This window comes from Aliiroseovarius subalbicans (assembly GCF_022678625.1).
Lineage (GTDB): Bacteria > Pseudomonadota > Alphaproteobacteria > Rhodobacterales > Rhodobacteraceae > Aliiroseovarius_A > Aliiroseovarius_A subalbicans.
Genome location: NZ_JALBYQ010000001.1, coordinates 173,353 through 199,553, shown reverse-complemented (window position 1 = coordinate 199,553; position 26,201 = coordinate 173,353). Strand labels below are relative to the sequence as shown.

The window sequence follows — 26,201 nt, the reverse complement described above, 5'->3', positions numbered from 1 at the left end:
GGCAAGCCATTGTTCTCGCGTTATAAAAAACCCGGTGCCGGAAAACCTAATCAGGATGGCGCGCCCAATCTTCAGACGGTCCAGGGGGGAAAGCCCGATGCGACGACCGCCGCCCCTACCCCGAAGAAACCCGCGCCGAAACAGCAAGCTGTGGTCGCGGCCCGGGCTGCCCCCGGCGACAAGGAACGCAAGCGCAAGGCGCGCATCGGTGAAATCAAGGTCGAGATTCACAAAGAGCTTCTGGACAATTTGAACCTGGCGGCGCTGGAAAACGCCACTGAGAAAGAACTGCGCACCGAGATCATCGCGATTTCCGGTGAAACACTGGAAAAGATGGGCGTCGCGCTGAACCGCGAAGAACGCCAGCAACTGAACCAGGATCTGTTCGACGAAGTGATGGGCCTTGGCCCGCTAGAGCCGCTTTTGAAAGACGATACGGTCAACGATATTCTGGTCAACGGACCGCAGCAGATCTTCGTCGAACGCGACGGCAAGCTGCAGCTGACCGACATCACCTTCAAGGACGAACGCCACCTGTTGCGCATCATCGACAAGATCGTGTCGGCGGTGGGTCGTCGGGTGGATGAAAGCAACCCGCACGTTGACGCCCGCCTTGCCGACGGCTCTCGTTTCAACGCGATGGTGCCGCCGATTGCGGTGGACGGGTCGCTGGTGTCCATTCGTAAGTTCAAAAAAGACAAGCTGGGCATCGACGAACTGGTTGGGTTCGGTGCCTTTTCCGAGGAAATGGCCGCCTATATTCAGGCCGCGGTTGCCTGTCGCCTGAACATCATCGTCTCGGGCGGTACCGGTTCCGGTAAAACCACCACGCTGAACGCCCTGTCGGGCTTCATCGACGACAGCGAACGCATCCTGACGATCGAGGACACGGCTGAACTTCAGCTGCAACAGACCCACGTGGGCCGGATGGAAAGCCGCCCACCGAACGTCGAAGGCAAGGGCGGGGTCAGCCAGCGTGACTGTCTGAAAAACGCCCTGCGGATGCGCCCGGATCGCATCATCGTTGGTGAAACGCGTGGCGAAGAAGTCATCGACATGCTGCAGGCCATGAACACCGGCCACGACGGCTCGATGACAACGATCCACGCCAACAGCGCGCGCGACGCCGTGTCGCGTCTGGAGAACATGGTCGCGATGGCTGGCATAGAAATGCCGCTGAAGGCCGTGCGCAACCAGATCGCCTCGGCTGTGAACCTGTTCGTGCAGGCCTCGCGTTTGCAGGACGGCTCGCGCCGCATGGTGTCAATCACCGAAATCACCGGCATGGAGGGCGAAGTTATCTCGATGCAGGAAGTGTTCCGTTATGAGCGTTTGGGCCTTCAACCCGACGGCAAGATCATCGGCCGCTTCACCGCCACCGGCGTGCGCTCGCACTATTCCGAACGCTTCCGCCAGTGGGGATACGACTTGCCCGCCTCGCTCTTTGAACCCGTCGCCGCGGAGTAACAGACATGGTCATCTCAGCAGAACCACTCATCTATGGCCTTATCTTCGTCGCCGTCCTGGTGCTGGTCGAAGGCATCTACCTGACCGTCTTCGGCAAGTCGATCAGCCTGAACAGCCGTGTAAACCGCCGCCTGGACCTGTTGGAAAAGGGCGCGGGCCGCGAAGAGGTGCTGGAACAGCTGCGCAAGGAAATGCACCAGCACATGAATTCGAAGGGCATCCCGCTCTATTCGATCCTGGCCTTGAAGGCGCAAAAGGCGAACATCGCCTTTACGCCCGGCCAACTGGTGATGATCATGGTGGCCCTGTCCGGGATCGCCTATTTCGGTCTGACCGTCGGGACCGAGGCTGGCACGCCGGTGCGCATCGCTGTTGCCGTCCTGATGGGCGTCGGTGGCGTGTTTGTCTGGGTCAACAACAAGGCCAAGAAACGCATGGCCCTGTTGGAAGAGCAATTGCCTGACGCGGTGGAACTGATGGTGCGCAGTCTGCGCGTCGGCCACCCGTTCAGCTCGGCCATTCAGATCGTTTCGAACGAGGTGGCCGATCCACTGGGATCTGAAATGGGCGTTATCGCGGATGAAAGCGCCTATGGCCGTGACGTGGGCGAAAGCCTGAAGGCGCTGGCGGAACGCATGGACATGCAGGACTTGCGCTTCCTGGCTGTGGCCGTGACGATCCAGCAGACTTCGGGCGGCAACCTGGCCGAGATCTTGGAAGGTTTGGCCAAGGTCGTGCGCTCGCGCTTCAAGCTGTTTCGCCGGGTGAAGGCGATCACCGCCGAAGCCAAGTGGTCCGGCACCTTCCTGTCTGTCTTCCCGCTTCTTGCGTTGGTGATGATCAACGTGATCCAACCGGATTATTACGACGAGGTAAAGGAAACCGCCGCATTCATTCCCGCCTGTCTGGTCGTGGCCGGTTTTCTGGTCGCCAACGTCTTCGTGATGAAGACGCTCGTGAATATCAAGGTGTGAGGAGAGAGAGATGCTCGACACCATCAACACCATGCTGACCGATCAACTGGGCCCCTTCGGCCCGGTGATCGCCCTGGGCATCCTGGGATTGTTCCTGATCTTGGGCACCTTGCCGATCCTTTTGAAAAAAGAGGTCGACCCGCTCGACAAGCTGAAAAAGTCCAACATCGCCAATGCAGCGGACCCCAAGCAAAAGCTGCGCATGTCACAAGGCAACGACAAGCTTGAAAAATACGCCGACTTCCTCGAGCCGCAGGACGAAGAAGAATACTCGGCAATCCGCCTGAAGCTGTTGCAGGCGGGTTATCCTAGCAAGACCGCCGTGCGCACCTATCACTTTGCGCAATTCGCGCTGGGGCTTGGGCTGTTGGTCCTGGGTGTCGGCTATGTCTTTCTGTTGAAAGCAAATTCCGATGTCGACGTCTCGACTCAAAAGACCATCCTGTCGATCCTGATCCCAGGCGCGGCTGGCTATATGCTGCCCAAATACTGGGTGACACGGCGGGTCGAAGGGCGCAAGGAAGAGATCACCAACGGTTTTCCCGATGCGCTGGACATGATGCTGGTCTGCGTCGAAGCCGGGCAGTCGATGGACCAGTCCATCGTGCGTGTCGCCAAGGAAATTCGCACCGGCTTCCCGCCGCTGGCCGATGAATTCGACATCGTGGCGCATGAAATGAAGGCGGGTAAGGACCGTATTCAGGTGCTGCGTGACCTGTCTGAACGCGCGGGCGTTCCGGATGTGGCCAGCTTTGTCACCGTGCTGATCCAGTCCGCGACCTTCGGTACCTCGGTGGCTGACGCCTTGCGCGTCTATGCCGGCGAAATGCGGGACAAGCGGGTGATGCGGGCCGAGGAAAAGGCCAACACCCTTCCCACCAAGATGACCCTGGCGACGATGATGCTGACCGTGCCGCCGCTTTTGATCATCCTGATCGGCCCATCAGTCTACGGCATTGCCGAGACGTTGAAAACGGCCAACTTCTAGGAGAGTTGCGCCGCTGGCCCGGACAGGGCATGGTTGCGCCAGATCCAAACGGATTGGGGTCCGGGCTGTTTGCCCGGGCCCCGTTCGCACAAACGGACAGGACATGTCGCGCAGGACCATCAAACAGATCGGCAGACAATCGGGTTGGGCCCTAGCGGTCGCGGCCCTAGCCGCCTGCACGTCACCTGGCCTGTCGGGCCGCGGTGACAATCCCTATGCCCCAACCGGCGTGAAGCGCGGGCAGGACAGCGTTGATGGGTTGATCGTTGGCCACCGCCTGATGGCGGCGGGCGAATATGAACTGGCGCTGAAAAGCTACCTGAGATCGGCCAGCGATCACGGCATGACCGTCGATGTTCTGTCCGCACTTGGCTCGGCCAATCTGATGCTGGGGCGTCTGGGTCAGGCGGAAAAGATCCTGCGCCGAGCGACCGAGGTTGACGAGACCTTCCCGGCGGCTTGGAACAACCTTGGCGTGGTCCTGATGGAACAGGGCCAGATTGGCGAAGCGGCGCGCGTTTTCCGCCTCGCTTTCGCGCTGGATAGTGGCCAATCTGCCGAAATTCGCGAGAATTTGCGCCTCGCGCTCGCCAAATTGGAAAATCCGGGCTATGTTGCCGAGGATAACGATAATTTCGCACTGGTGCGACGGGGGTCCGGCGACTACCGCCTCCTGCCGACACCATAAGCGGGTTCGAGCAGTAAGAGGACGCAAAATGCGCCACACCATCCTTGTTTCGCTCTGCCTTGGCGGAGCGGTGGCCCTGTCGGGTTGCCAAAAATCCGCCGATGCCGACGTCGAACGCGCGATGAGCGATGTGAACGTCATCGACGAAACCAACCTCAACGACATCATGCTGACGGTCGGCGATCCAGAAGAAGCGGTCGCCTATTTCCAGCGTGCCTTGAAAGACAAACCGGACAGGGTTGATCTTCAACGTGGTTTGGCCAAGTCATTGGTGCGCGCCAAGAAACCGGCCGAGGCTGCCCGTGTCTGGGCCAAGATCGTGGCCAGCGCCGAGGTGACCGACGACGACCGCGTGGACCATGCCGACGCGTTGATCCGCGCAGGCGATTGGGCCAAGGCGGAAACCGTGCTGAATACCATTCCGCCCACCGTCGAGACCTACAAACGCTACCGTCTGGAAGCGATGGTCGCGGATGCGAACGAGGAATGGAAAAAGGCCGACAGCTTTTATGAAATCGCCGTGGGCCTGACCACGCGTCCCTCGGGTGTCTTGAACAACTGGGGCTATTCCAAGCTGACGCGCGGCGATTTCCCCGGTGCCGAGAAACTGTTTTCCGAAGCGATCACCTATGACAAGTCGTTGTTCACCGCCAAGAACAACCTGGTTCTGGCGCGCGGCGCACAACGCAAGTATGACCTGCCGATCATCCCGATGACGCAGATTGAGCGCGCGCAGCTGCTTCACACGCTGGCGCTGTCGGCGATCAAGCAGGGTGACGTTTCGACCGGCAAGGCGCTGCTGAAACAGGCGATCGACACCCATCCCCAGCACTTTGAGGCCGCCGTGCGTGCGCTTCGGGCGCTGGAAGACAACGTTCAGAACGGGTGATCCCCCCATGTTGACCGCGCAGTCGGCCCTTTCGGCCTGGTGGTTCCTGCCCTTCGCCGCCCCGATCTCGATCTGGGTGGCCTGGAGCGACATGGCCACGATGAAGATCACCAACAAATCGGTGCTGGCAATGCTGGTCGTCTTTGCCGTCATCGGCCTGGTCGCCCTGCCCTTGGGCGATTATGGCTGGCGCTGGACCCATTTCGCTGTGGTGCTGGTGGTCGGCTTTGTCCTGAACATGGGCGGGTTGATGGGTGGCGGGGACGCCAAATTCGGCGCCGCGATGGCGCCCTTCATTGCCCGACCAGACATCGTCATGTTCCTGTATCTGTTCGCTGCCGTGGTGCTGGCGGCCTTCGTCACCCACCGTCTGGCCAAGCGCATCAGCTGGATCCGGGCGCGCACCGAAGGCTGGGAAAGCTGGGAGCGACGCGATTTTCCCATGGGCCTGGCCCTGGGGGCCGCGATGATCTTCTATCTCCTGATCGGCGCGATCTACGGCGTTTGACCCTAATGCACGGCGCCAACGTCGCCGTGCACCCCCTTCATTTCTCGTAAAGAATGTAAAGATCTGTGCGCCGGACCTCTGTCAGCGTGGCGCCACGTTTGGTGATCTCCTCCAAGATCAGCTTGCGCACTTTCGGCACCAAGGGGCACAGCGGGACGAAGACCAGGTCGGCATTGTCGAACCCGCTCAGCCCGCCGTAATACCACGGCGCGCCGCCCTTCAACGGCACCGCATCGCTGAACATCCAGACCGAGGGCAGCAGATCGGCGGTGAACACGGCCTTGCCCGCGACCAACCCGCTGTCGTCCATGTCGCGCGCGAAGGTCCGCAACCAGACACTCAGCCCCGCATCCGAGGCACAGATCGGCAGGGTTTCGCCCTGGAACGTCACCTCATCCTCGCGCGGACCTGCGTCGAGCCAGGCATAGGGCGTGTCAGGTCCGTCCACCGGTATTTTTGCATCCACACGCTGGTTGCGGGACGTTGCGACGCGCAAGTCTTCGTGAACCCCGGTGCCCGGCAGCATCGCCATGTAATCCGCCGCGCTGACCGACAGGTGGCGAAACGGACTATAGGCCAGGTTGGTATAGCTGGGTGTTGCCAGCGCAAGCACTGCGACGGCGGTATAGGACAGGCCCTTGCCCACATCCCACCCCAGCGCATTGTGCACCTCACGCGTCGGGCGCAGCGTCCACAAAAGCACCCCCAGAAGCGCAAGCCATTGCGGGTCGTTGCCGTAGTTTTGATAGGTGACATAAAAGAACCCCGGCGCCAGCAAAAGCAGCACCATGCCTTCGGTCATACGCCCGGCCTGGCGCAACAAAATGGCCGAGAGGATCAGCAGCAGACTGCCCGCCATATAGGCCGGTGCGCCGATCACCACCTGCAACGTTTCGCCCGGATTGGGTCGCACGTCGCTTCCCGCCACGGTTCTCAGGTCGTCCAGATAGGCCAGCCAAAACTCGATTCCAGCCGCCAAGGTGACCAATCCTGCCACGATCAGGCCCGAACCGATCGCCCAGAGCAGGCTGCGCCCGGCCCGATGCGCCAGCAATGCGACCAGGATTGGCGGTGCGAAGGCCACGAAATAGGTCGCCTTTGTCATCGCCATCACCGCGACGGCCAAGCCGATGACAATACCGTCAACCGCATGGTGGCGCGGGCTCAGGCTGGGCAGGATCGCCGTGGTGATCGCCAGGAACGCCGCGGCCCAGGCCCAACGGTTGTAGTGCATCGAGAATGACACGCTGCGCTCGGTCGTGCCATGCACCAGCGCCAGGATCAGGATCAGGATGACTGCGCCGAAGATCCAGCCCACCGCGTCGCGAAACCGGGTCGCGGCCACCCACCAGATTGCGGGTAAAAACAGTGCGGCGACAATGACTTGTGACAGAATCATGGCCTGCCCCGCGCCAAGTCCCACCTTAACCAGAAGGGCAATCGGCAAGGTTGCAAACAGCCCGATCGGTGTCACGAAATCCAGATGCGGCAATTCTCCGGCTGCCATGCGGAACACGATGTCCAACAGGTGCAGCGTGTCGCCTTCGTGCTTGCCCAGCATGAACCCGCCCTTGGCTAGCGTCGCGCCCGCCAGAACGATCAGAAAACTTGTCAGAAAACCTGCCAGTAGGATTGCGTTTGCTCTGCTCATTGCCCGGTCCGTTATTAATGCTTACGCAACACTACCGTTGCAGAATTGCCGATGTAAAACCATCCCACGGGTTTTTGTTGTCCAAATGGCCCCTGATCGGTAGAATCACGGAAAAAATCCGGCAAAAACAAGAGCAATCCTCATGAACATGCAGCCCACACAGGTCATGGCACCGCCGCCCGCCCGCAATATGTCCGACACCGGGCTGAGCGTGGTGATGATGCGCGATATCCTTCTCAAGACGATGTTTCGCATGAATGTGGAGATGGTGTCCGACCTTGAACGCGTATTGGCGCTGCCCTCGCGGGTGGTGCAAGAGTTGATCGACATGTGCCGCAGCCAGTCGCTGATTGAGGCGATGGGTACGATGCACGCCAATACCACGTCAAACGAAATGGGCTACCGCCTGTCCGACGGCGGCAAGGCCCGTGCGCTGGATGCGCTGGCTCAGTCTGAATACTACGGCGCCATGCCGGTACCCATGGAGGTCTATGCCGAACAGGTCAAACGCCAGTCGATCCGCAACATCCAGATGACCCGCGGCCAGCTGACCGGCGCGATGGGCCACCTGATTCTGCCGGATGAGCTTCTGGACCATTTGGGCCCGGCGGTCGGTTCGGGTCGTTCGATCCTGATGTATGGCCCGCCGGGCAACGGCAAATCGTCGATTTCGAACGGCATCCGGGACGCCCTGGGCGACAAGATCTATGTGCCACGCGCGATCGAGTATTCCGGTCAGGTCATCACCGTTTTCGACCCGATCGTGCATTCCTCGGCCGAAGAACAGGTCGACGACCCGAACACCCTGCGTCGCACCTCGAACAAATACGACCGCCGCTATGTGCTGTGCGAACGACCCACTGTGATTACCGGCGGTGAATTGTCCCTTGATATGCTGGACCTTGTCTATAATGCGACCTCGCGCACCTATCAGGCGCCGCTGCAGTTGAAATCCACCGGCGGCGTCTTCATCGTCGACGACCTTGGCCGTCAGGCCGAGCCGCCGCAGGCGCTGATCAACCGCTGGATTGTGCCGCTTGAGGAAAACAAGGACATCCTGGCGCTGCAATCGGGTGAGAAATTCGAAGTGCCGTTCGACACCCTGGTGATCTTCTCGACCAACTTCCACCCGAACGAGATCTTCGACAAAGCGGCCCTGCGCCGGATTTTCTACAAGATCAAGATTGATGGGCCGACGCAGGAGGATTTCCTGAAAATCTTCGCCATGGTCGCGCGCAAGAAAAAGATGCCGTTGGACGAAGCGACGCTGGTTCATCTTCTCAAGAAGAAATACCCGACCATCGACAACATCTATGCGAACTATCAGCCGGTGTTCCTGATCGACCAGATGATCTCGATCTGCGAATTCGAAGGCATCCCGTATCAGATGACGCCGGCACTTCTGGATCGCGCCTGGGCCAACATGTTCGTGCGGGAAGAGGAAATCGTGCACTGACTTTACCTGCTGGCGGGATTATCCTGCCAGCATGACCATTCTGCCTGCACTTTTTCACGACTGGTTCGCCGCGCGCGGATGGCAGCCCCATCCGCACCAGCTGGGCATGCTTTCGCGGGCGTCCGAGCCCGCCTTGATGCTGATTGCGCCGACCGGCGGCGGGAAAACACTTGCAGGATTCCTACCTTCTCTGGTCGATTTGGCGGAGAATCCCGGCGTAGGCTTGCACACTTTATACATTTCGCCCCTAAAGGCACTTGCGGCGGACATGAAGCGCAACCTGATGACGCCGATTGCCGACATGGGGCTGGATATCCGGGTCGAGGACCGCTCCGGCGACACGACCCAGACCCGCAAGAAGGCGCAGCGTGCCGATCCACCACATATCCTGCTGACCACGCCCGAAAGTTTGGCCTTGCTTCTATCCTATGAGGACGCGCCACGCATATTCGCGGGGTTGAAACGCGTGGTTGTGGACGAATTACACGCCTTGGCAGAGAGCAAGCGCGGCGATCAGCTGATGCTGTGCCTCACACGGCTGACCGCTCTGTGCCCGGGCCTGGCCCGCGTGGGCCTGTCGGCCACGGTCGAGGACCCGCCCGCATTGGCGCAGTATTTCGCGCCGCATCCGTCGCCATGCGCCATCCTGACCGCCGACCCCGGCCCGGATCCGGACATCGCGATGTTGACCACGGACACCCCCCCGCCCTGGTCCGGCGGTGGGGCCGCCTATGCGATCCCGGAGGTGCTGGACCAGGTGCGCGCGCACAAGACCACCCTGATCTTTCACAACACCCGCGCTCAGGCCGAAATCTTCTTTCACAACCTGTGGCTGGCCAACGAAGACGCGCTGCCGATCGGCATTCACCACGGATCGCTGTCACGCGAGGCCCGCGCGCGGGTTGAACAGGCGATGGTCGAGGGACGGCTGAAGGCAATTGTCTGCACGGGTAGCCTTGATTTGGGACTTGACTGGGGCGACGTGGATCTGGTCATCCAAGTCGGCGCGCCGAAGAACGTGAAACGCCTGGTGCAGCGGATCGGCCGCGCCAATCACCGCTACAACGCGCCCTCAAAGGCGTTGTTATTGCCCGCGAACCGTTGGGAGATCATCGAATGCCACGCGGCGATCGAGGCTGCACTGGCGCATGATCTGGACGGTGATCCACGCGGGCCGGGGCCGCGCGATGTGCTGTGCCAACACATTCTGGCCACTGCCTGTTCCGGCCCGTTCAACGCGGACGCGCTGTTCAGCCAGGTCACCGGCGCCGGCGCCTATGCCGCCCTGACCCGCGCGGATTTTGACGCCTGTTTGGCGTTCGCTGCCACTGGGGGCTATGCGCTGAAGGCGTATGACCGCTGGCAACGCTTGATGCAGCGCACCGATGGCTTGTGGCAGTTGCGCGACCCGCGCCAGGCGCAACGTATCCGCATGAATATGGGCACGATCATCGACACGGACACGCTGAAGGTCCGCATGCGCGGCGCCGGGCGCAAACCGCTGGGCGAGGTCGAAGAAAGCTTTGCGGCGTCCCTGACCCAAGGCGACACTTTCCTGATGGGCGGCAAGATCGTGCGCTTCGAGAGCCTGCGCGAGATGGAAGTGCAGGTGAGCCTTGACCGGGGCCGCAAACCCAAAGTCGCGGTGTTCATGGGCACCAAGTTCTCGACCTCCACGCAGCTATCCGCCCGCATTCTGGAGCTTTTGCATCGCAACCCACTCCCCCCCCTTCCTGACCACACAAGAGACTGGATTCATTTGCAGAAATCCGTGTCTCAGTTGCCCCGGGTCGGGCGCATCCTGCTCGAAAGCTTCCCCCACGAAGGCCGCGCGCACAGCTGCATCTATGGCTTTGCCGGCAAGAACGCGATGCAGACGCTGGGTCTTCTGGTCACGCGACGGATGGAGGAGGCCGGCCACGGCCCACTGGGCTTTGTCGCCACCGATTATGCCACGCTGATCTGGAGCCTGGAGCCGATCGCCGACCCCGTCGCGATGCTGGACCCCACCGGTCTGCGCGACGGGTTGGAGGGGTGGCTGGCCGAAAACGCGCTGATGAAGCGCACCTTCAAGAACACCGCCACCATCGCGGGGCTGATCGAACGCAACCTGCCGGGCAAACGCACCACGGGACGTCAGGCCACGTTCAGCTCGGACATCCTGTATGACACGCTGCGCAAGTATGATCCCGATCATTTGATGCTGCAAATCACCCGCGATGAAGCGATGCAAGGGTTGATCGGCTTTGCCCGGATCGAGGACATGCTGGCGCGTACGCGCGGGCGGATCGACCATGTGCATCTGGACCAGGTAACTCCCTTTGCCGCACCGCTGTTCCTTGAGGTTGGCAAGGTCCCGGTCGACGGCGCGGGGGCCGAGGCGCTGCTGGCGGCCGAGGCGGATCGGTTGATGGCCGAGGCCGGATTGGCCTGACCCCCGGGGGGATCCGGTCTTGCCCCTTGCTTTTTTACGTAAAATACGCTTGGAACAAAGGATGAACGGGTATGATTTCATCTTTGCCGGCACGGAATTGACCATGCTGCCTTCGGGCGCATTGTGGTGGGGACAAGCACGCACCCTGTGTGTATCCGACCTGCATCTGGGCAAATCCGAGCGCATCGCAAGGCGTGGTGGCACCATGCTGCCACCTTATGAAACCCACGACACACTGGCCCGGTTGGCGCTGGATATAGAACGCTGTGCTGCGGCCACGGTGATCTGTCTGGGTGATAGTTTCGACGACCTGGAAGCCTCGGAAAACCTGGACGACGCCGACGCGCTGTTGCTGTCGCGGCTGATGGCCGGGCGGCGTTGGGTCTGGATCGAGGGCAACCACGACCCCGGCCCGGTCGAGTTTGGCGGCACCCACCTGGCCGAGCTGCATGCCCCGCCGTTGACGTTTCGCCACATCGCGCGGCCTGGCGCAGCGGGCGAGATTTCAGGGCATTATCACCCCAAGGCGCGGGTGAGCCTGCGAGGCCGCAGGCTGTCGCGCCCCTGTCTTCTGCATGACAGCGACCGGGTGATCCTACCCGCCTATGGCACTTATACCGGGGGGCTGCGTGCGGACGACGCCGCGCTGGCACGCCTGATGCGGGCTGAGGCGGTGGCGGTTCTGGTTGGGGGCGTTCCCCGGGCAATCCCGATGCCGCGTCGCTAGCGCGTCAGCAGGCCCTGCGCCACGACATCCGGCTCATATTTTCGGCTGACCGGCACACGGCTGCCATTTCGCAACACCAGCACCGGGCGGTTCCCTTCACATTCGGAGGAGACGACCGCCGAAAGCGCCACCCAATGTGACCGATGTGTGCAAAGGCCGGGCACGCCTTCCATCTCATTGATCGCGTCGCTCAAACGCAGGCGCAGGGTCATCAAGCCGGTGCTGGTGTGCACATCCACCAGGTGATTGCGTGCGTTCAGATGCAATATCTCACCGCCCATGCCGTCGGGAAGGCGCCGGGCAAGGCGGGGGGACGGATTGGCCGGCGGCTCAACCGGTGGCGTATGCGCCTGGCGCCAGCGCAGGGCCGTAATGCGCAGGATTTCGATATACAACCCGGCCCCGGCAACCATGGCGTAGACCATCCAGGGTGGTTCGTTCACATCCATATGGCGCTCGACGACCGTTTGAAGAACGAAGACAATCACCGGGGTCAGAAGCCCGGCCAGAATTAACGCAATGGCCAAGCTGATCCATATCTGGGCCAGCTGGGGAAACAGCTGTCGCAGTGCCAGGCGCGCGGCCACGACAATGACAATGGCAACGCCGATCGTGATGGCCCAATACAGGATGCGCTCGGGCGCGCTGAAAACATCGAAGGTTCCGAACGGTCCGGCCAGGCCGACAAGGGTGCTTAGCACAACCCACAAGGTCCACCGCATCGGATGCAGCAACGCCGCCTTGAACGCTTGAAAAAAGCGAGACATGGTACCTCTTCACCCCGAACCAGAACCGAGAGTAGAGTGATTTGGAAATTGGTTCAATCCAAAATGGCTGCTAAACCAAAGGGATAGAGATTTGTTGACTGAAGGACACATAGTATGATCACGCAAGAGGGCCGCGACCGGGTTCGGGAAAGCTTCGCCCGGCAATCGATGATGCAGACCCTGACCGCACGGCTGGACGCGCTGGATGACGGGTTTTGTCGCATCCTGTCCGACATCCCGCCCGGCGCGCTACAACAACATGGCGTCGGCCATGCGGGGCTGACCTTCTCGATCGGCGATAGCGCGGCGGGCTATGCCGCCTTGACGATGATGGCACCGGATCAGGAGGTCGTGACCGCCGAGATCAAAATCAACCTGATGGCGCCGGCCCGGGGCGACGGGCTGGTGGCGGAAGGCCGGGTGATCCGCCCCGGGCGCCGGATCATGACGGTCGAGGCGAATGTCTGGGCGTTGGACGGGGCCACACGCAGCCATGTCGCCGTGTTGCTGGGCACGATGGTGCCAGTGCCTATCGCCTGAGTGCCGCAACGACACACTTGGGTTTTCCCCGCCCCCGGCCCACACTGGCACCATCAAAGGAGAACCCCATGAGCGACCGCGTCACCATTACCGAAGACGGCCCCGTGGCCATTGTCACCCTGTCCCGCCCGGAAAAACGCAACGCGCTGGACCTGGCGATGATCGATGGGATCGTTGCCGCCGGAGAGGCACTGGCCAAACGGCGCGATATTCGCGCGGTGGTTCTGACCGGCGCGGGCGAAGCCTTCTGCGCCGGGCTGGACGTGGCTGCGATGCCGCTTTTGGCGAAGGCCGCCAAGGACGTGGGCTTTGCTACCCGAACCCACAACCGGTCGAACCTGTTTCAGGCTACGGCGATGGTTTGGGCCGAACTGCCGCAACCGGTGATTGCCGCCGTGCACGGCTTTTCCTTCGGGGGCGGGTTCCAGATCATGCTGGGCGCTGACGTCCGCATCGCCGCCCCCGGCACGCGGTTCTCCATCATGGAAGGCCGCTGGGGCCTGGTGCCGGACATGGGGGGCATGGTCCTGATGCGCCGGCTGGCGCGCGCGGACGTGATCCGCAAGCTGACCTATACGGCGGAACAATTCGACGCCGAGGCCGCGCGTGACTACGGCTTTGTCACCGAGCTGGCCGACGATCCTCTGGCCCGCGCCACCGCGCTGGCCCACGAGATCGCGGCGAAAAGCCCCGACGCGGTGCGCGCGGCCAAGGCCCTGATCACGGACACGGAATTGATGGGGATCGAAGAGACCCTGATCGCCGAAAGCGTGGCGCAGGAGGCTCTTGTCGGCCAGCCCAACCAGATGGAAGCAATCATGGCTGGCATGCAAAAACGCGCGCCAGTCTTCAAGGACTGACGCGCGTTTCTCAACTTATTGCAATAGCTTAGGCCGTCAGCCCCTCGGGCTCGGCCAGGCCATTGGCGCGGCAGCAGGCGGTGACCGTGTTGGCCAGCAGGCAGGCGATGGTCATCGGGCCGACGCCGCCCGGCACCGGGGTGATCGCACCCGCAACGGCGGCGGCACTGTCATAGGCCACGTCGCCCACAAGGCGGGTTTTCCCTTCGCCCTTCTCTGGTGCGTCGATGCGGTTGATGCCCACGTCGATCACCGTGGCACCCGGCTTGATCCAGTCGCCCGGCACCATTTCGGGGCGCCCCACGGCGGCCACGACGATATCGGCGCGGCGCACCACGTCCGGCAGGTCCTTGGTGCGGCTGTGCGCGATGGTCACGGTGCAGCTGTCGCCCAGCAAAAGCTGCGCCATCGGCTTGCCGACGATGTTCGAGCGGCCAATCACCACCGCGTCCAGACCGGACAGCGACCCGTGATGGTCGCGCAGCATCATCAGGCAGCCCAGCGGCGTGCAAGGCACCATGGATTTCTGCCCGGTGCCCAAAAGCCCCACGTTCGAGATGTGGAACCCGTCCACATCCTTGGCCGGGTCAATCGAATTGATCACCAGGTCTTCGTTCAGATGACCAGGAAGCGGAAGCTGCACCAGGATGCCATGCACCGCCGGATCCTTGTTCAGCTGGTCGATCAGCGCCAGCAGATCGGACTCGGCGGTGTTCACGTCCAGCTTGTGTTCAAAGCTGTTCATGCCGACTTCGACCGTCATCTTGCCCTTTGAGCGCACATAGACCTGGCTGGCCGGATCTTCACCCACCAGAACCACGGCCAGGCCGGGGGTGATGCCGTTTTCATCCTTCAGACGGGTGACATGGGTCGCGACTTTTTCGCGGACGGTGGCGGCGAAAGCTTTGCCGTCGATGATCTTGGCGCTCATGGGACCCTCTCCTCAGACGTCTGTGTGCACAAATGCATGCACAGGATGTTTAGGGGATGCGCACCGGATGTGCACACCCCTTTTTCGCTTAGAACAGGCCTTCGACCTCGCCATCATCATTGATGCCAATGGACAACGCGGCCGGTTTGCGCGGCAGGCCCGGCATGGTCATGATCTCACCGCAGACAACGACGATGAAGCCCGCGCCCGCCGACAGACGCACCTCACGCACCGGCACCGAATGGCCGGTGGGTGCACCGCGCAGGGTCGGGTCGGTCGAGAACGAATACTGCGTTTTCGCCATACAGACCGGCAGGTGGCCATAGCCGGCCTCTTCCCAATCGCGCAGTTGATTGCGCACCTTGTTGTCGGCCAGAACCTCGTCGGCGCGGTAGATGCGCTTGGCGATGGTTTCGATTTTTTCAAACAGCGGCATGTCGTCGGGATAGATCGGCGCAAAGGCCGCGACGTCCGCATCGGCAATCTCGGCCACCCGACGCGCCAGGTCTTCGGACCCTTCCGAGCCCAGCTCCCAATGACGCGACAGGATCGCCTCGGCCCCGTGGCTGTCGACATATTCCTTCACCGCCTGCACTTCGGCATCGGTGTCGGTGACGAAGTGGTTGATCGCAACCACCACCGGCACGCCGAAGCTTTTCAGGTTCTCGATGTGGCGGCCCAGATTGTCACAGCCGTTCTGCACGGCCTCGACATTCTCTGGCCCAAGGTCGGCCTTGGCGACCCCGCCGTTCATCTTCATCGCGCGCACCGTGGCGACCAGCACCACGACGGAGGGGGCGAGCCCCGCCTTGCGGCACTTGATGTTCATGAACTTCTCGGCACCCAGATCGGCGCCAAAGCCCGCCTCGGTCACCACATAATCGGTCAGCTTCAGCGCGGTCTGCGTCGCGATGACCGAGTTGCAGCCATGCGCAATGTTGGCGAAGGGACCGCCATGCACGAAAGCCGGGTTGTTTTCCAGCGTCTGCACCAGGTTGGGCTGCATCGCGTCCTTGAGCAGCACCGTCATCGCGCCATCGGCGCCAATGTCACGGCAATAGATCGGCGTGCGGGCGCGGGTATAGGCGACGATGATGTCACCAAGGCGCTTTTGCAGGTCTTGCAGATCGTTGGACAGGCACAGGATCGCCATAACTTCGGAGGCCACAGTGATGTCATAGCCCGTCTGACGCGGGAAGCCGTTGGACACGCCGCCCAGGCTGACCACGACGTCGCGCAGCGCACGGTCGTTCATGTCGACGACCCGGCGCCAAGCCACGCGGCGCTCGTCGATCTCCAATTCATTGCCCCAATAGATGTGGTTGTCGATCATCGCCGACAACAGGCTGTGTGCGCTTGTGATGGCGTGGAAATCGCCGGTGAAGTGAAGGTTCATCTCCTCCATCGGCACGACCTGGGCGTAACCCCCGCCCGCGGCGCCACCCTTCATGCCGAAGTTCGGGCCCAATGAGGCCTCGCGAATGCAGATCATCGCGTTCTTACCGATCCGGTTCAGGCCATCGCCCAGACCCACCGTGGTGGTCGTCTTGCCTTCGCCCGCGGGCGTCGGGTTGATCGCGGTCACCAGGATCAGCTTGCCGTCTTCGCGGTCCTTCAGCGAATTGATGAAGTCCTGCCCGACCTTGGCCTTGTCATGGCCATAGGGCAGCAGATGTTCGGACGGAATACCAAGCTTGTCGCCGATCTCCATGATCGGGTGTTTCTTGGCTTCGCGGGCGATTTCGATGTCGGATTTATAGCTCATGGCTGGTCCCTGTTTGGTTGGGTGCGACCTTCTGTCCCTTTCGCGTATACAGGGCGGTTTTGGGATTCCCAGGCGGGAATCCGACATTTCCCACGCCTAAATCGTCGCGCGGGGCCTGTCAGGTTTCAGATGGGAAACCGGTGCCCGTCTCTGGCAACAGGGTGAAGGCGGCCTCGGCCACGACCTGACCGTTCACCTGCGCCTCGATCCGGTGCAGGCCGGGGTAGTGGCGCCGTGTCGTCACCTCGCGCAGCTTGTGCACCCGGGTCAGGGTTCGCGGCGCGTCGGGGGCCAATTCAAGCTGGGTCCATTTGAACACTTTCGGCCCGGTCTTGCCGCGTGCGCGCACATAATGCAGCACATAATCGACAACCAGCGCCTGCGGGGCCGCGTTGGTGCCGGCCAGGGTCAGATCCAAGCACAGGTCATCGCCCATCCGCGCAGTGGCGGGCGTGACGGCAAGCGAGGCGCGCAGCTTGGGCGGGTGATAACCGAAGGCGGCAAGCGCCCCGGGATGGCCCACCTTGATCAACGTGCGGCAGGCGTGGCGCACCAGCTTCACCCGCGCAGGCGACGCATCCACAAGCCAATCGGCCGCGATCCGCGCCACAAGATCCGGATGATCCTTGGCAATGTCATTGAGGTTGTTGGCGACCGAGCGGCGCACATACTCCGACGGATCATCCCGCAAGGCATCCAGCACCGGCAGGATCGGCGCAGGATCGGCAATCAGCCCCTTCAGTTGCATCCCCCAGGGCAGGCGTGGCCGCGTGCCTTCGCTGGCCAACCGACGCAGATGTTCGTTTTCGTCCTGCGCCCAGCGGGTCACATGGCCCATCGCGCGCGGCAGATCCGCGTCCAGAAACGGACGCACGTCAAATTCCGAGGAAAACCCGGATGTGAAGGCGGCCAACGTCTGCAATGACAGGTCAAAATGGTCTTGGCCGTGGCGCGCCACATATTCCCCCATCGGCAACATTGCCCAACCGCGAATGCCGTGGTCTGACCCCTGGGCCTCCCAGCCTTTGCTGGTCTCGTTGTCGTGCAGCGCAGCCACCATCTGCGCACAGGCCGCCACGAAATCACTTGGCAGACAGGCCTCCAGCGCATCCGCGATGTGACGGCTGCGGGCCTTCAGTTCCAGCGCCTCCAACCCGTCCATTGCAAGCGTCTGAAATCGGTCCGCCTCAAAGGGTCCCGCCCCGGACAAGTGCCGCGCCATGCTGGCAACAAGTTCGGCGTTGAAGACGTTCTTGAACGGCTCCACTACGGCGCCCAGGCAGGTTGGTCGGGAATGTGCAGCCGCAGTTCATCCCCCACCCGCAACGTGCCTTCCCGCTCGACCCAGGCCGTGACACCGCGCCGCCCCTTGGCGGCGGCCTTGAAGACCCGCCCCTTGCCCGGCAGGTCTTCGTCGATTACCCGCGCCGGCAGGTGGCACGGGCGGTTTTCCATGTCCACGGTCAAGGTTGTGCCGGACGGCGTTTGCAGCCTCGAGGACGGTGGAACATGGCTGAAATCAGCGATGCCCTCGACCACGATACTGGCGCCGATCCAGGCCGGGCCGACCACCGCCACGCCCATTTCGGCGGCAATCTGCGCCAGCTCCTCACCCGAAACGATGCTGAACTGCCGCGTGTTGCGAATGGGCGTGCCGGGGGCGTATTGGTCGCGCACCCGGCTGCAGGACGGGCGCGTCAACCCGCTGCGGCTTTCCCAGGGGAACCCCGAAAACGTCACTTCCTGCGCGTCCTCGGACTGGTTTCGCAGAGATGCATCTCGGTCGGGGTTGAACCCCAGCCAAGTGATGCGACCGACATGGTTTGTAGGTAAAAGTGCAGGCAAGGGATCCTCCGAACAGCTGGAGGAACCTTGCCCAAGCCCGCGCGACCGGGCAACCCGTTTCCTGACACAGAATGTCACCACAAACAAAAAGGCCGGGCGCGTGGCCCGGCCTTTGAGTGTGCTTTACGCCGTGGGTTCTGGCTCCATCCCGCCATCACCGGACGGCTTGGCGCGTGGTTTGGTCTTCGGGATCGCGGTCACAGACGCGGTGCCGCTGTCTTCCGGCGCGTCATCTTCGTCGTCACCCTTGTGCGGCGGTTCGCCGGCCATCACACGTTTGATCTCGTCGCCCGTCAGGGTTTCGTATTCCAACAGGCCCTGCGCCAGACGCTCCCATTCTTCCTGCTTGTCGGTCAGGATCTTGAACGCGGTGTCGTAACCGTCCTGGATGAAGGTCTTCACCTCATCCTCGATCAACTCTTTTGTATGCGCCGAGACCGAGAAGCCCGCGGTGTTGCCCGAGTATCCTTCGGCCGCTTCGGCATAGTCAATGTTGCCGACCTTGTCAGACATGCCCCAGCGCATCACCATCGCCCGCGCCAAACCTGACGCCTGCTGGATGTCGCCCGCCGGGCCGTTTGACACGTTTTCTTCGCCATACTTGATGATCTCGGCGGCTTTGCCCGCCATCGTCATCGCGAGCTTTTCCTCGCATTCGGATTTGTGCCAGTTCAGCCGGTCGATTTCCGGCAGACTGACCACCATGCCCAACGCGCCACCGCGCGGGATGATCGTGGCCTTGTAGACCGGATCACACTGCGGCAACGCCAGGCCGACCACTGCATGGCCAGCCTCATGATACGCGGTCTTTTCCTTCTGCTCATCGGTCAGGACCATGGAGCGCCGTTCAGCCCCCATCATGACCTTGTCCTTGGCGTTCTCGAAATCCTCCATCGTGACGAAGCGGCGCCCAATGCGGGCGGCCATCAAGGCGGCCTCGTTCACCAGGTTGGCCAGATCGGCACCGGAAAAGCCCGGCGTGCCGCGCGCTATGATGCGCATGTCGGCGTCGGGGCCCAGCGGCACCTTGCGGGCATGCACGCCCAGGATCTTTTCGCGGCCCTTGATGTCGGGGTTGGGCACAGTGACCTGGCGGTCGAAACGACCGGGGCGCAGCAGCGCCGGGTCCAGCACGTCGCGCCGGTTGGTCGCGGCCAGGATGATCACGCCTTCGTTGGCCTCGAACCCGTCCATTTCGACCAGAAGCTGGTTCAGCGTCTGTTCACGTTCGTCATTGCCGCCGCCATAGCCTGCGCCACGCGACCGGCCCACCGCATCGATCTCGTCAATGAACACGATGCAAGGCGCGTTCTTTTTCGCCTGTTCGAACATGTCGCGCACGCGGCTTGCGCCCACGCCCACGAACATCTCGACGAAATCCGAACCCGAAATGGTGAAGAAGGGCACGCCCGCCTCACCGGCAATTGCGCGCGCAAGCAGCGTCTTACCGGTGCCCGGAGGGCCAACCAGCAGCGCGCCTTTGGGGATCTGCCCGCCAAGGCGGCTGAACTTCTGCGGATTGCGCAGGAACTCGACGATCTCTTCCAGCTCTTCCTTGGCCTCATCAATGCCGGCCACATCGTCGAAGGTCACGCGACCTTCGCGTTCGGTCAGCATCTTGGCCTTGGATTTGCCAAAGCCCATCGCACCGCCTTTGCCGCCGCCCTGCATCCGGTTCATCATGAAGAACCAGAACCCGATCAGGATGATGACCGGCAACAGAAGCGACAGGAGCGAGAAGAAGCCCGATTGCTGCTGCGGCTCGGCCCTCATGGCCACGCCTTTTTCGATCAGCAGCGCGGTGATTTCGGCGTCTGCCGGCGCGATCGTGGTATAGATCTTGCCGTCTGCGCCCTGAAAGCGCACGGTCTCGCCGTCCAGCTCGACGGTGGCGACATCGCCGCCTTCGACCGCCTGGACGAATTCCGAGTATCCGACCTGGCTGGACGTTGTCACGCCCTGGCCGTTCGAAAACAGGTTGAACAAGGCCAGGATCAGCAGAAAAAGCACGATCCAGAAGGCGAAATTTCTCGCGTTGCCCAAGGGTATCTCCTTTGAAAATCGTTGACGACGAGCCGATGCCCGCGCCACCCCCTTAAAATAGGGATCACGGCCATATGTTCAATGCGATAAAATACTTGTGAAAAAATGACCGGGTGGATGGGCGATTTTCGCCGACCAGCCGTTCTCCAACCCCGCGAGGGGGGCGGCAACAAGATTGGCCCCGCGCCACACTGCGGGGGTGGCCATAAGAGACCGACGCGTCAACCCGGTGTCGCGCCAGTCCGGGCAGTCCGATACCGCATCGCCAAGCGCACGAATATCCACGTCCTGGTCAGGGCCAATCAGCGTCCAGCGGCTGTCCCACAGCCCGCCCGGCGCAATCACCTTGTCGCGTACTGCGTTGTATTCTCGAGAAATTCTGATCTGATCCAGGTCGCCTTCGATCAAACAGCCATGCAACGTGCGCCGGTCCCCACCGGCCACCATCGCCAGCGTTTCATAAAGCGCCTCCTGACGTGGGCGGTAAGGCGACGCGGTCACCCACATCAGCGCATGAGCCAGAAGCCGGGTTTGTGTCTCGAATGGCTGCGCCGTCAGGGTGTCGAGGTCAAAGACCACATCCCCCGCCAGAACCGTGCAGATTTTTTTTGCAGCCACCTGCGCGTGACGTTCCAGCGCATCCCGCGCATGGGTCATGCGGGTGGCCGTTTGTGCCAAACGCGGCGCATCCAGCCCCAGATCCGCCAGACCTTCCAGCGCGCGACGCGCTTTCACCCGGTCAAACCGTGTGTCATCGTTGGACGGATCCTCGGCCCAGATCACGCCACGCCCCTCAAGGACATCGCGCAAGGCCGCACGTCGGGTGGTCAACAGCGGGCGCAGCCAGCGCAACCCATCCGCTTGCCAATCGGCCCGCATCGCCGACAGCCCATCCACGCCCGATCCACGCGCAAGGCGCATCAGGAAGGTCTCGGCCTGATCGTCCTGGGTGTGGCCCAAGGCCACCGCATCGACCCGGCCCCGCGCCCAATCGGTGATCAGGGCATATCGCGCCTGCCGGGCGGCATCCTGAAGGTTGCCGCGCTTGTCCCAACCGCCCCAGCGCAGCGTGGCATGGGGCACGTTCAGCGCGGCGCAGGTTTCGGCGACCATCGCCGCCTCATCCCCCGATCCGTCGCGCAAGCCGTGGTCCACCGTGACCGCGTGCACGGCCACGTCCTGCGCCGTGGCCCAGTCCCGGACCAGGTGCAACAGCGCCATGCTGTCACCGCCGCCCGACACCGCGACCCCCAACGACGCGAAAGGGGCGCGACTGTGCGCACCCCCGATGAAATCCCGCAAGGCCTGATCTGGCGTCTGTGTCGGCATCACTGGCAGGCAAGCCCCTGACGCGCCGCTTCGGCCTCGGCCACCACGGGCGAAGACGGGAAGCGTACGCCAACTTCGGCAAGCGTCACGCAGGCCTCGGAGGTCTGCCCCAGCGTGCCCAGCGAGGTGCCGAGCTTGTAGAGCGCATCCGGCGCGCGCGCGCCGTTCGGGCTGCCGGAGAACGAGGTCAGATAGGACCGCGCCGCATCGGACGTCCGGCCCAGCCCTTCCAAAGCCTCACCGCGGCGATAATGCGCCTCACCGGTCAATGGTCCACCAGTATAGGTCTCGGTAAAACTGGCGAACCGCGCGGCGGCGTCTTCGAACGCGCCGCTTTCCAGCGCCGCCATCGCCGCATCGAAATCGACTTGTTCGCCCATCGCCATCTGGCCGCTTGTGTCCGTGGACGGGGCTGCCACCGGCCCGGTCGGGGCCGCGCCACCGCCCAGTGTACCGCCCTGCCCGGCTGCCGAGATGTCGCAACCTTCTTCAAGCTCGCACAGGCGGAACTCAAGGTCGCCGATCCGGTTGGTGCCATCCTTGACGATCGAATTGATGCGGAACTCCAGCTTCTCTGTGGCGCCGATCAGCCGAGACAGCTCGCCCTCAATCGCGTTCAGCCGGTCGGTCGTATTGCCGCCTGCCACCACGCCCCCGGCCGCACCGGTGGTCGACAGCTCGGTCTTGAGGGTCTGGATCTCGACATAGAGCACGGAAAGCTCCTGCCGGATGTCGGCCAGAGTCTGCCCCCGGTCCTGCGCCAGTCCCGGAACAGCCAGTCCGATAGCGACGGCCAGAACGGCCCCAAAAATCGTCCGCATCACATCACGTCCTTCAGCTGGTCGCGCCGCCAGCCGCCAGCACGGTCACGGCGCGGCGGTTCTTGGCATAGCATGTCTCGTCCGAGCAGACCTCAAGCGGGCGCTCCTTGCCATAGCTGACCGTCTTCAAACGGTTGGGGGCAACGCCGCGCTCGATCAGGAAATTCTGCACCGCACTTGCGCGCCGTGCGCCCAGCGCCAGGTTGTATTCCCGTGTGCCCTGTTCATCCGCGTGCCCCTCGATGATAGCCGTATACAGCGGGTTTTCCATCAACCAGGCGGCCTGTTTGGTCAGCACGTCGATGCCTTCGCCCGACAGGGAGGATTGATCCACCGCAAACAGAACGCGGTCACCCACGGTTTGCTGGAAATAGGCCGCACTTGCCGGGTCCGAGGCCGAGCCGGGCACGATCGCGCCGGCACCAGCCGCGCCGCCCCCCGCGCCCGCATTGTCGAACCGATCCGGGTTGGTACAGGCGGTCACGGCCAGCGCACTGACCAGAAGAATAGCTTTTGTAAGGTGTTTCATCGCTCTGTCCTGTCTGTTTTTTTGCTCGTTGGCCCCAGTGTAGCACCCAGGCGCTTGTTTGGGAACGCAGCCTATTTCTGCAAAGGTGACCACGCCGGGTCGGAGGCCGCCCCAGGTGTGGACACCCGACGCAAGTTGCGCCCGGTAATGTCGACCGAATACAGCGCCGGCGCACCGTTTGCGCCCTGGCTTTCGCGCATGAACATGATCACGCGGCCATTGGGCGACCAGGTCGGGCCTTCGTCCAGGAAGGACGCGGTCAGCAGACGCTCTTCGCTGCCGTCCGTGCGCATCACGCCGATGTGGAACCGACCTGCGTTTTGCTTGGTGAAGGCAACCAGATCGCCGCGCGGCGACCACACGGGGGTGCCATAGCGACCGGGACCAAAGCTGATGCGCTTGGCCTCACCGCCCCCTGCGGGCATGACATACAGCTGCTGCGTGCCCGAGCGGTCGCTTTCAAACACGATCTGGCTGCTGTCAGGTGAAAAGCTGGGCGCGGTTTCGATCGACGGGGACGATGTCAGCCGCTGCCGGTTCGCGCCGTTGATATCCATGCGATAAAGGTCTGTATTGCCGCCGCTTTCCAGCGAAAACACAACGGTGTTGCCATTGGGTGAAAAGCGCGGCGCGAAGGTCATCGTGCCGACCTGATCATCAAGCACCCGGCGCCCGACGCTGGCCACGTCAAGCACATAGATCCGCGGAAAGCCGCTTTCATAACTTGTGTAAAGCACCCGGTCGCCGGTGGGCGAAAAGCGCGGTGCCAACACAAGGTCGTTGCTGTCGGTCAAATACTGCACGTTGGCGCCATCGTAATCCATGATCGCCAACCGCTTGCGGCGCGCATTCTTCGGGCCACTTTCAGACACGAACACCACCCGGCTGTCGAAATAGCCGCTTTCGCCGGTGATCCGGGAATAGACGACATCCGCCACCTTGTGCGCCATGCGGCGCCAGCTGGCGGTCGAACCGCCGAACTGAAGCCCCTCGCCCAACGGCGCACCGGAAAACACGTCAAACACGCGGAACTTTACGTTCAGCTTGCCGTTCGCACCAGTGGACACCGCGCCGGTGATCAGCGCCTGGGCGTTGATCGCCTTCCAATCCGCGTATTGGATCGGGCTGGCAAAATTCGTCACGTTCGAAATGAAAGCCGAGGCCGGGATTTCGCGAAACAGCCCGGTGCCGGCCAGATCGGAGGCAACCACGCGGGCAATGTTGGTGGCAAATTCGCTGGCCGCGCTGTCCTCAGCCTGAAAATCAGGCGCGGCGAACGGAAGCGGTTCGATCACCCCTTCGGTGATCTCGATCCTGAGCGGCCCGGTCTGGGCGCTGGCGGTGGTCACAAGGCCCGTCAGGGCCAGGGCAATCGTAAGGGATTTCAAAAGTCTCATGCGATCCTCTTATCCACATGGGAAAACAATGCAATCGCGCCGGTGGCGCGGCAACGGGATTTCGGCAGGTTTCGGCCAGTTTGCAGGCCCAGTTTGCAAGCAAGTCTCATTTGATCCTCATGCTTTCCGGGTTGAAGGTCATCTCAATCTCGCGCCACTGGCCGTATTTCTCGGCTGGCAGGTTGAAGCCGGTTGCGCCACAGCGGATGATCGCGCGGCGTGCGGTCTCATAGGCCTGGCGCGCAGCGGCCTCGGAGCCGCCCGAGAACGACACCATGCGGATCGAACCGGCGTCAGGTTTTGCGTCCTCGCTCATCGTCACGCCGACCACCACCGTGGTGCCCAGCGCGTCGGTGGACAGCGAGCCCACGTTCCAGCAATTGCCGACCGACACGCGCAGCGCGTCCTTTTCGCCCCGCGTCATCGGCGGGCCTGTGGGAACGGCAGGCTGTGCCACTGTGGCGGCCACGGCGTCTGCCACCGCGTCGGCGACCGCATCCTCAACCGCATCAGCGGTCGCCGTCTGGGTCGGTTGTGGACGGTTCGGGCGACGTTGCGGCCGGGCGGAGGTATTTGGCGCGGACGAGGGCTGCTCTGCTTCGGTCACAATCTCGGTCGTGGCTTCCTCAGGCGCGGTCGGGGTGACCTCTTCGGACGCGGGCGCAACCTCATCGGCAGGCTCGGGCGTAACCGCTTCGACCACCTCGGGGGCCACTTCGGCCTCGGGCGGCGGGGCGGGTGCGGCTTCGGGTGCCACGCGCGGCGCCTCCTGTGGGGTTGGTTCGGCCTCGGGTGCAGCCTCGGGTGCGGGCGGCGGAGTTGGTGTAGGCGCTGGCGGTTCCGGCGTCGGCTCGGGCTCCGGTTCGGGGTCTGGGACCGGCGGCGTCGGCCGGCGCGGTGGTGTAGGCGATGTTGCCGGGGCCACGCTGGGTGCCTCGGGCGCGGACAGGGCGGCAAATTCTTCTTCCGACAGGATCGACACCTCGGTCACGCGGATCGGGTCATCGTCCCGGTCCCAGGCGAACAGGCTTCCGAACAGAAGCCACAGGATCAGCGCCCCATGCGCGATACCCGAGATATAGAGACCCATCTTCATGGCGTGTCAGTTGCCCTGCCCGCCGCTGCCATCCAGGCGCGGCCCACCCATGTCGGTGACAAGGCCAATGTTGTTGAACCCGCCCGCATTCAGCGCGCCCATGACCTGTGCCACCTGCGCATACGGTACTGCGCCGTCGGCCCGCAGGAACACCTTGTTGTCCTCCCGCTCGGCGGCAATGGCGCGCAGTTTTGGCACCAGATCGTCACGGGGGATGGCGGTTTTCATCACCATCACCTGCCCTTCGGCGGTGATGGTCACGGTCAGGGGTTCCTCCTCGACCGCCGGCAGCGAGGTCGCGGCGGTTTTCGGAAGCTCGACCGGCACGCCGACCGTCATCAGCGGCGCGGCCACCATAAAGATGATCAAAAGCACCAGCATCACATCGACGAACGGTGTGATGTTGATCTCACCCATCACACGGCGATGCTTGCCCCGGCGGCGGCCACGGCGTCCGCGACGTTCGCCCCCGCCCTGCTGAACGGCCCCGCCCATC

General features: G+C 62.7%; 24 protein-coding genes. 11 read left to right on the top strand and 13 right to left on the bottom strand.

Annotation, left to right across the window (positions count from 1 at the left end; all coding sequences use genetic code 11):
* Nucleotides 1-9 precede the first annotated feature (9 nt).
* From MN188_RS01000 to MN188_RS00975, 6 genes are all read left to right on the top strand, one after another.
* Nucleotides 10-1,467 (top strand): TadA family conjugal transfer-associated ATPase, encoded by a 1,458-nt coding sequence (locus MN188_RS01000; protein WP_242104930.1) that lies wholly within the window; start codon nucleotides 10-12, stop codon nucleotides 1,465-1,467.
* Between the two features lie 5 nt (nucleotides 1,468-1,472).
* On the top strand, nucleotides 1,473-2,441 hold the full coding sequence (locus tag MN188_RS00995) for a type II secretion system F family protein (RefSeq protein ID WP_242104929.1): 969 nt from the start codon (nucleotides 1,473-1,475) through the stop codon (nucleotides 2,439-2,441).
* A gap of 10 nt (nucleotides 2,442-2,451) precedes the next feature.
* Nucleotides 2,452-3,429, top strand: a complete 978-nt coding sequence (locus tag MN188_RS00990; protein WP_242104928.1) for a type II secretion system F family protein — start codon at nucleotides 2,452-2,454, stop codon at nucleotides 3,427-3,429.
* 103 nt (nucleotides 3,430-3,532) lie between these two features.
* Nucleotides 3,533-4,117, top strand: coding sequence for a tetratricopeptide repeat protein (locus tag MN188_RS00985; RefSeq protein ID WP_242104927.1), 585 nt, complete (start codon nucleotides 3,533-3,535; stop codon nucleotides 4,115-4,117).
* A 28-nt stretch (nucleotides 4,118-4,145) separates the two neighbouring features.
* Nucleotides 4,146-5,006, top strand: coding sequence for a tetratricopeptide repeat protein (locus MN188_RS00980; protein WP_242104926.1), 861 nt, complete (start codon nucleotides 4,146-4,148; stop codon nucleotides 5,004-5,006).
* A 7-nt stretch (nucleotides 5,007-5,013) separates the two neighbouring features.
* Nucleotides 5,014-5,514, top strand: coding sequence for a prepilin peptidase (locus MN188_RS00975; protein WP_242104925.1), 501 nt, complete (start codon nucleotides 5,014-5,016; stop codon nucleotides 5,512-5,514).
* 37 nt (nucleotides 5,515-5,551) lie between these two features.
* Here MN188_RS00975 and MN188_RS00970 read toward each other — a convergent pair whose 3' ends face one another.
* A complete protein-coding gene (locus MN188_RS00970) occupies nucleotides 5,552-7,165 on the bottom strand; it encodes a hypothetical protein (RefSeq protein ID WP_242104924.1) in 1,614 nt (537 codons plus the stop codon).
* A 142-nt stretch (nucleotides 7,166-7,307) separates the two neighbouring features.
* Between MN188_RS00970 and MN188_RS00965 the strand changes: the two genes are divergently transcribed.
* The 3 genes from MN188_RS00965 (at nucleotide 7,308) to pdeM (ending at nucleotide 11,782) form a co-directional block, all read left to right on the top strand.
* Nucleotides 7,308-8,621: an ATPase gene (locus tag MN188_RS00965; RefSeq protein WP_242104923.1), complete on the top strand. Its 1,314-nt coding sequence runs from the start codon at nucleotides 7,308-7,310 to the stop codon at nucleotides 8,619-8,621.
* A gap of 31 nt (nucleotides 8,622-8,652) precedes the next feature.
* Nucleotides 8,653-11,055 carry a ligase-associated DNA damage response DEXH box helicase gene (locus MN188_RS00960; RefSeq protein ID WP_242104922.1) on the top strand — a complete coding sequence of 801 codons (2,403 nt, stop codon included), beginning with the start codon at nucleotides 8,653-8,655 and terminating at the stop codon, nucleotides 11,053-11,055.
* A 61-nt stretch (nucleotides 11,056-11,116) separates the two neighbouring features.
* The gene (gene pdeM / locus MN188_RS00955) at nucleotides 11,117-11,782 is read left to right on the top strand and encodes a ligase-associated DNA damage response endonuclease PdeM (RefSeq protein ID WP_242104921.1); all 666 of its coding nucleotides are present in this window, start codon (nucleotides 11,117-11,119) and stop codon (nucleotides 11,780-11,782) included.
* Here the strand turns inward: pdeM and MN188_RS00950 are convergent.
* Nucleotides 11,779-12,549: a LytTR family DNA-binding domain-containing protein gene (locus MN188_RS00950; RefSeq protein WP_242104920.1), complete on the bottom strand. Its 771-nt coding sequence runs from the start codon at nucleotides 12,547-12,549 to the stop codon at nucleotides 11,779-11,781. The two genes, pdeM and MN188_RS00950, sit on opposite strands and share 4 nt — an antisense overlap.
* 114 nt (nucleotides 12,550-12,663) lie before the next feature.
* Here MN188_RS00950 and MN188_RS00945 point away from each other — a divergent pair, with 114 nt between their 5' ends.
* Entirely contained in the window at nucleotides 12,664-13,089 is a 426-nt protein-coding gene (locus tag MN188_RS00945; protein ID WP_242104919.1) for a PaaI family thioesterase, read from the top strand.
* Between the two features lie 68 nt (nucleotides 13,090-13,157).
* Nucleotides 13,158-13,949, top strand: a complete 792-nt coding sequence (locus tag MN188_RS00940; RefSeq protein WP_242104918.1) for a crotonase/enoyl-CoA hydratase family protein — start codon at nucleotides 13,158-13,160, stop codon at nucleotides 13,947-13,949.
* Between the two features lie 28 nt (nucleotides 13,950-13,977).
* Here the strand turns inward: MN188_RS00940 and folD are convergent, their stop codons facing one another.
* The 11 genes from folD to tolR all read right to left on the bottom strand — a co-directional run bounded on the left by folD (nucleotide 13,978) and on the right by tolR (nucleotide 26,200).
* Nucleotides 13,978-14,880, bottom strand: coding sequence for a bifunctional methylenetetrahydrofolate dehydrogenase/methenyltetrahydrofolate cyclohydrolase FolD (folD, locus tag MN188_RS00935; RefSeq protein WP_242104917.1), 903 nt, complete (start codon nucleotides 14,878-14,880; stop codon nucleotides 13,978-13,980).
* Nucleotides 14,881-14,968: 88 nt separating this feature from the next.
* Nucleotides 14,969-16,645: a formate--tetrahydrofolate ligase gene (locus tag MN188_RS00930; protein ID WP_242104916.1), complete on the bottom strand. Its 1,677-nt coding sequence runs from the start codon at nucleotides 16,643-16,645 to the stop codon at nucleotides 14,969-14,971.
* A 118-nt stretch (nucleotides 16,646-16,763) separates the two neighbouring features.
* Nucleotides 16,764-17,912 carry a DNA alkylation repair protein gene (locus MN188_RS00925; RefSeq protein ID WP_242104915.1) on the bottom strand — a complete coding sequence of 383 codons (1,149 nt, stop codon included), beginning with the start codon at nucleotides 17,910-17,912 and terminating at the stop codon, nucleotides 16,764-16,766.
* Nucleotides 17,912-18,490, bottom strand: a complete 579-nt coding sequence (locus tag MN188_RS00920; RefSeq protein WP_242104914.1) for an MOSC domain-containing protein — start codon at nucleotides 18,488-18,490, stop codon at nucleotides 17,912-17,914. Before MN188_RS00920 ends, MN188_RS00925 begins: the two co-directional genes overlap by 1 nt.
* 123 nt (nucleotides 18,491-18,613) lie before the next feature.
* Nucleotides 18,614-20,533, bottom strand: a complete 1,920-nt coding sequence (gene ftsH, locus MN188_RS00915; RefSeq protein ID WP_242104913.1) for an ATP-dependent zinc metalloprotease FtsH — start codon at nucleotides 20,531-20,533, stop codon at nucleotides 18,614-18,616.
* A gap of 78 nt (nucleotides 20,534-20,611) precedes the next feature.
* Nucleotides 20,612-21,862 (bottom strand): tRNA lysidine(34) synthetase TilS, encoded by a 1,251-nt coding sequence (tilS, locus tag MN188_RS00910; protein ID WP_242104912.1) that lies wholly within the window; start codon nucleotides 21,860-21,862, stop codon nucleotides 20,612-20,614.
* The gene (gene ybgF, locus MN188_RS00905; RefSeq protein WP_242104911.1) at nucleotides 21,862-22,683 is read right to left on the bottom strand and encodes a tol-pal system protein YbgF; all 822 of its coding nucleotides are present in this window, start codon (nucleotides 22,681-22,683) and stop codon (nucleotides 21,862-21,864) included. The genes tilS and ybgF overlap by 1 nt, the downstream gene beginning before the upstream one ends.
* 13 nt (nucleotides 22,684-22,696) lie before the next feature.
* Nucleotides 22,697-23,212, bottom strand: coding sequence for a peptidoglycan-associated lipoprotein Pal (gene pal, locus MN188_RS00900; protein WP_242104910.1), 516 nt, complete (start codon nucleotides 23,210-23,212; stop codon nucleotides 22,697-22,699).
* A 71-nt stretch (nucleotides 23,213-23,283) separates the two neighbouring features.
* Nucleotides 23,284-24,609 carry a Tol-Pal system beta propeller repeat protein TolB gene (tolB, locus tag MN188_RS00895; RefSeq protein WP_242104909.1) on the bottom strand — a complete coding sequence of 442 codons (1,326 nt, stop codon included), beginning with the start codon at nucleotides 24,607-24,609 and terminating at the stop codon, nucleotides 23,284-23,286.
* Between the two features lie 106 nt (nucleotides 24,610-24,715).
* Nucleotides 24,716-25,705 (bottom strand): hypothetical protein, encoded by a 990-nt coding sequence (locus MN188_RS00890; protein WP_242104908.1) that lies wholly within the window; start codon nucleotides 25,703-25,705, stop codon nucleotides 24,716-24,718.
* Nucleotides 25,706-25,711: 6 nt separating this feature from the next.
* The gene (gene tolR, locus MN188_RS00885) at nucleotides 25,712-26,200 is read right to left on the bottom strand and encodes a protein TolR (RefSeq protein WP_242104907.1); all 489 of its coding nucleotides are present in this window, start codon (nucleotides 26,198-26,200) and stop codon (nucleotides 25,712-25,714) included.
* Nucleotide 26,201: the final 1 nt, after the last annotated feature.

What these genes read in the sequence shown, in the direction of transcription:
- MN188_RS00980 (WP_242104926.1), top strand. Translation starts at nt 4,146, where the DNA reads ATGCGCCACACCATCCTTGTTTCGCTCTGCCTTGGCGGAGCGGTGGCC.
- MN188_RS00995 (WP_242104929.1), top strand. Translation starts at nt 1,473, where the DNA reads ATGGTCATCTCAGCAGAACCACTCATCTATGGCCTTATCTTCGTCGCC.
- pdeM (WP_242104921.1), top strand. Translation starts at nt 11,117, where the DNA reads ATGAACGGGTATGATTTCATCTTTGCCGGCACGGAATTGACCATGCTG.
- tolB (WP_242104909.1), bottom strand. Translation starts at nt 24,609, where the DNA reads ATGAGACTTTTGAAATCCCTTACGATTGCCCTGGCCCTGACGGGCCTT.
- MN188_RS00960 (WP_242104922.1), top strand. Translation starts at nt 8,653, where the DNA reads ATGACCATTCTGCCTGCACTTTTTCACGACTGGTTCGCCGCGCGCGGA.
- MN188_RS00985 (WP_242104927.1), top strand. Translation starts at nt 3,533, where the DNA reads ATGTCGCGCAGGACCATCAAACAGATCGGCAGACAATCGGGTTGGGCC.
- folD (WP_242104917.1), bottom strand. Translation starts at nt 14,880, where the DNA reads ATGAGCGCCAAGATCATCGACGGCAAAGCTTTCGCCGCCACCGTCCGC.
- tilS (WP_242104912.1), bottom strand. Translation starts at nt 21,862, where the DNA reads ATGCCGACACAGACGCCAGATCAGGCCTTGCGGGATTTCATCGGGGGT.
- tolR (WP_242104907.1), bottom strand. Translation starts at nt 26,200, where the DNA reads ATGGGCGGGGCCGTTCAGCAGGGCGGGGGCGAACGTCGCGGACGCCGT.
- MN188_RS00990 (WP_242104928.1), top strand. Translation starts at nt 2,452, where the DNA reads ATGCTCGACACCATCAACACCATGCTGACCGATCAACTGGGCCCCTTC.
- ybgF (WP_242104911.1), bottom strand. Translation starts at nt 22,683, where the DNA reads ATGCGGACGATTTTTGGGGCCGTTCTGGCCGTCGCTATCGGACTGGCT.
- MN188_RS00945 (WP_242104919.1), top strand. Translation starts at nt 12,664, where the DNA reads ATGATCACGCAAGAGGGCCGCGACCGGGTTCGGGAAAGCTTCGCCCGG.
- MN188_RS00975 (WP_242104925.1), top strand. Translation starts at nt 5,014, where the DNA reads ATGTTGACCGCGCAGTCGGCCCTTTCGGCCTGGTGGTTCCTGCCCTTC.
- MN188_RS00965 (WP_242104923.1), top strand. Translation starts at nt 7,308, where the DNA reads ATGAACATGCAGCCCACACAGGTCATGGCACCGCCGCCCGCCCGCAAT.
- MN188_RS00940 (WP_242104918.1), top strand. Translation starts at nt 13,158, where the DNA reads ATGAGCGACCGCGTCACCATTACCGAAGACGGCCCCGTGGCCATTGTC.
- pal (WP_242104910.1), bottom strand. Translation starts at nt 23,212, where the DNA reads ATGAAACACCTTACAAAAGCTATTCTTCTGGTCAGTGCGCTGGCCGTG.
- MN188_RS00930 (WP_242104916.1), bottom strand. Translation starts at nt 16,645, where the DNA reads ATGAGCTATAAATCCGACATCGAAATCGCCCGCGAAGCCAAGAAACAC.
- MN188_RS00970 (WP_242104924.1), bottom strand. Translation starts at nt 7,165, where the DNA reads ATGAGCAGAGCAAACGCAATCCTACTGGCAGGTTTTCTGACAAGTTTT.
- MN188_RS00950 (WP_242104920.1), bottom strand. Translation starts at nt 12,549, where the DNA reads ATGTCTCGCTTTTTTCAAGCGTTCAAGGCGGCGTTGCTGCATCCGATG.
- MN188_RS00890 (WP_242104908.1), bottom strand. Translation starts at nt 25,705, where the DNA reads ATGAAGATGGGTCTCTATATCTCGGGTATCGCGCATGGGGCGCTGATC.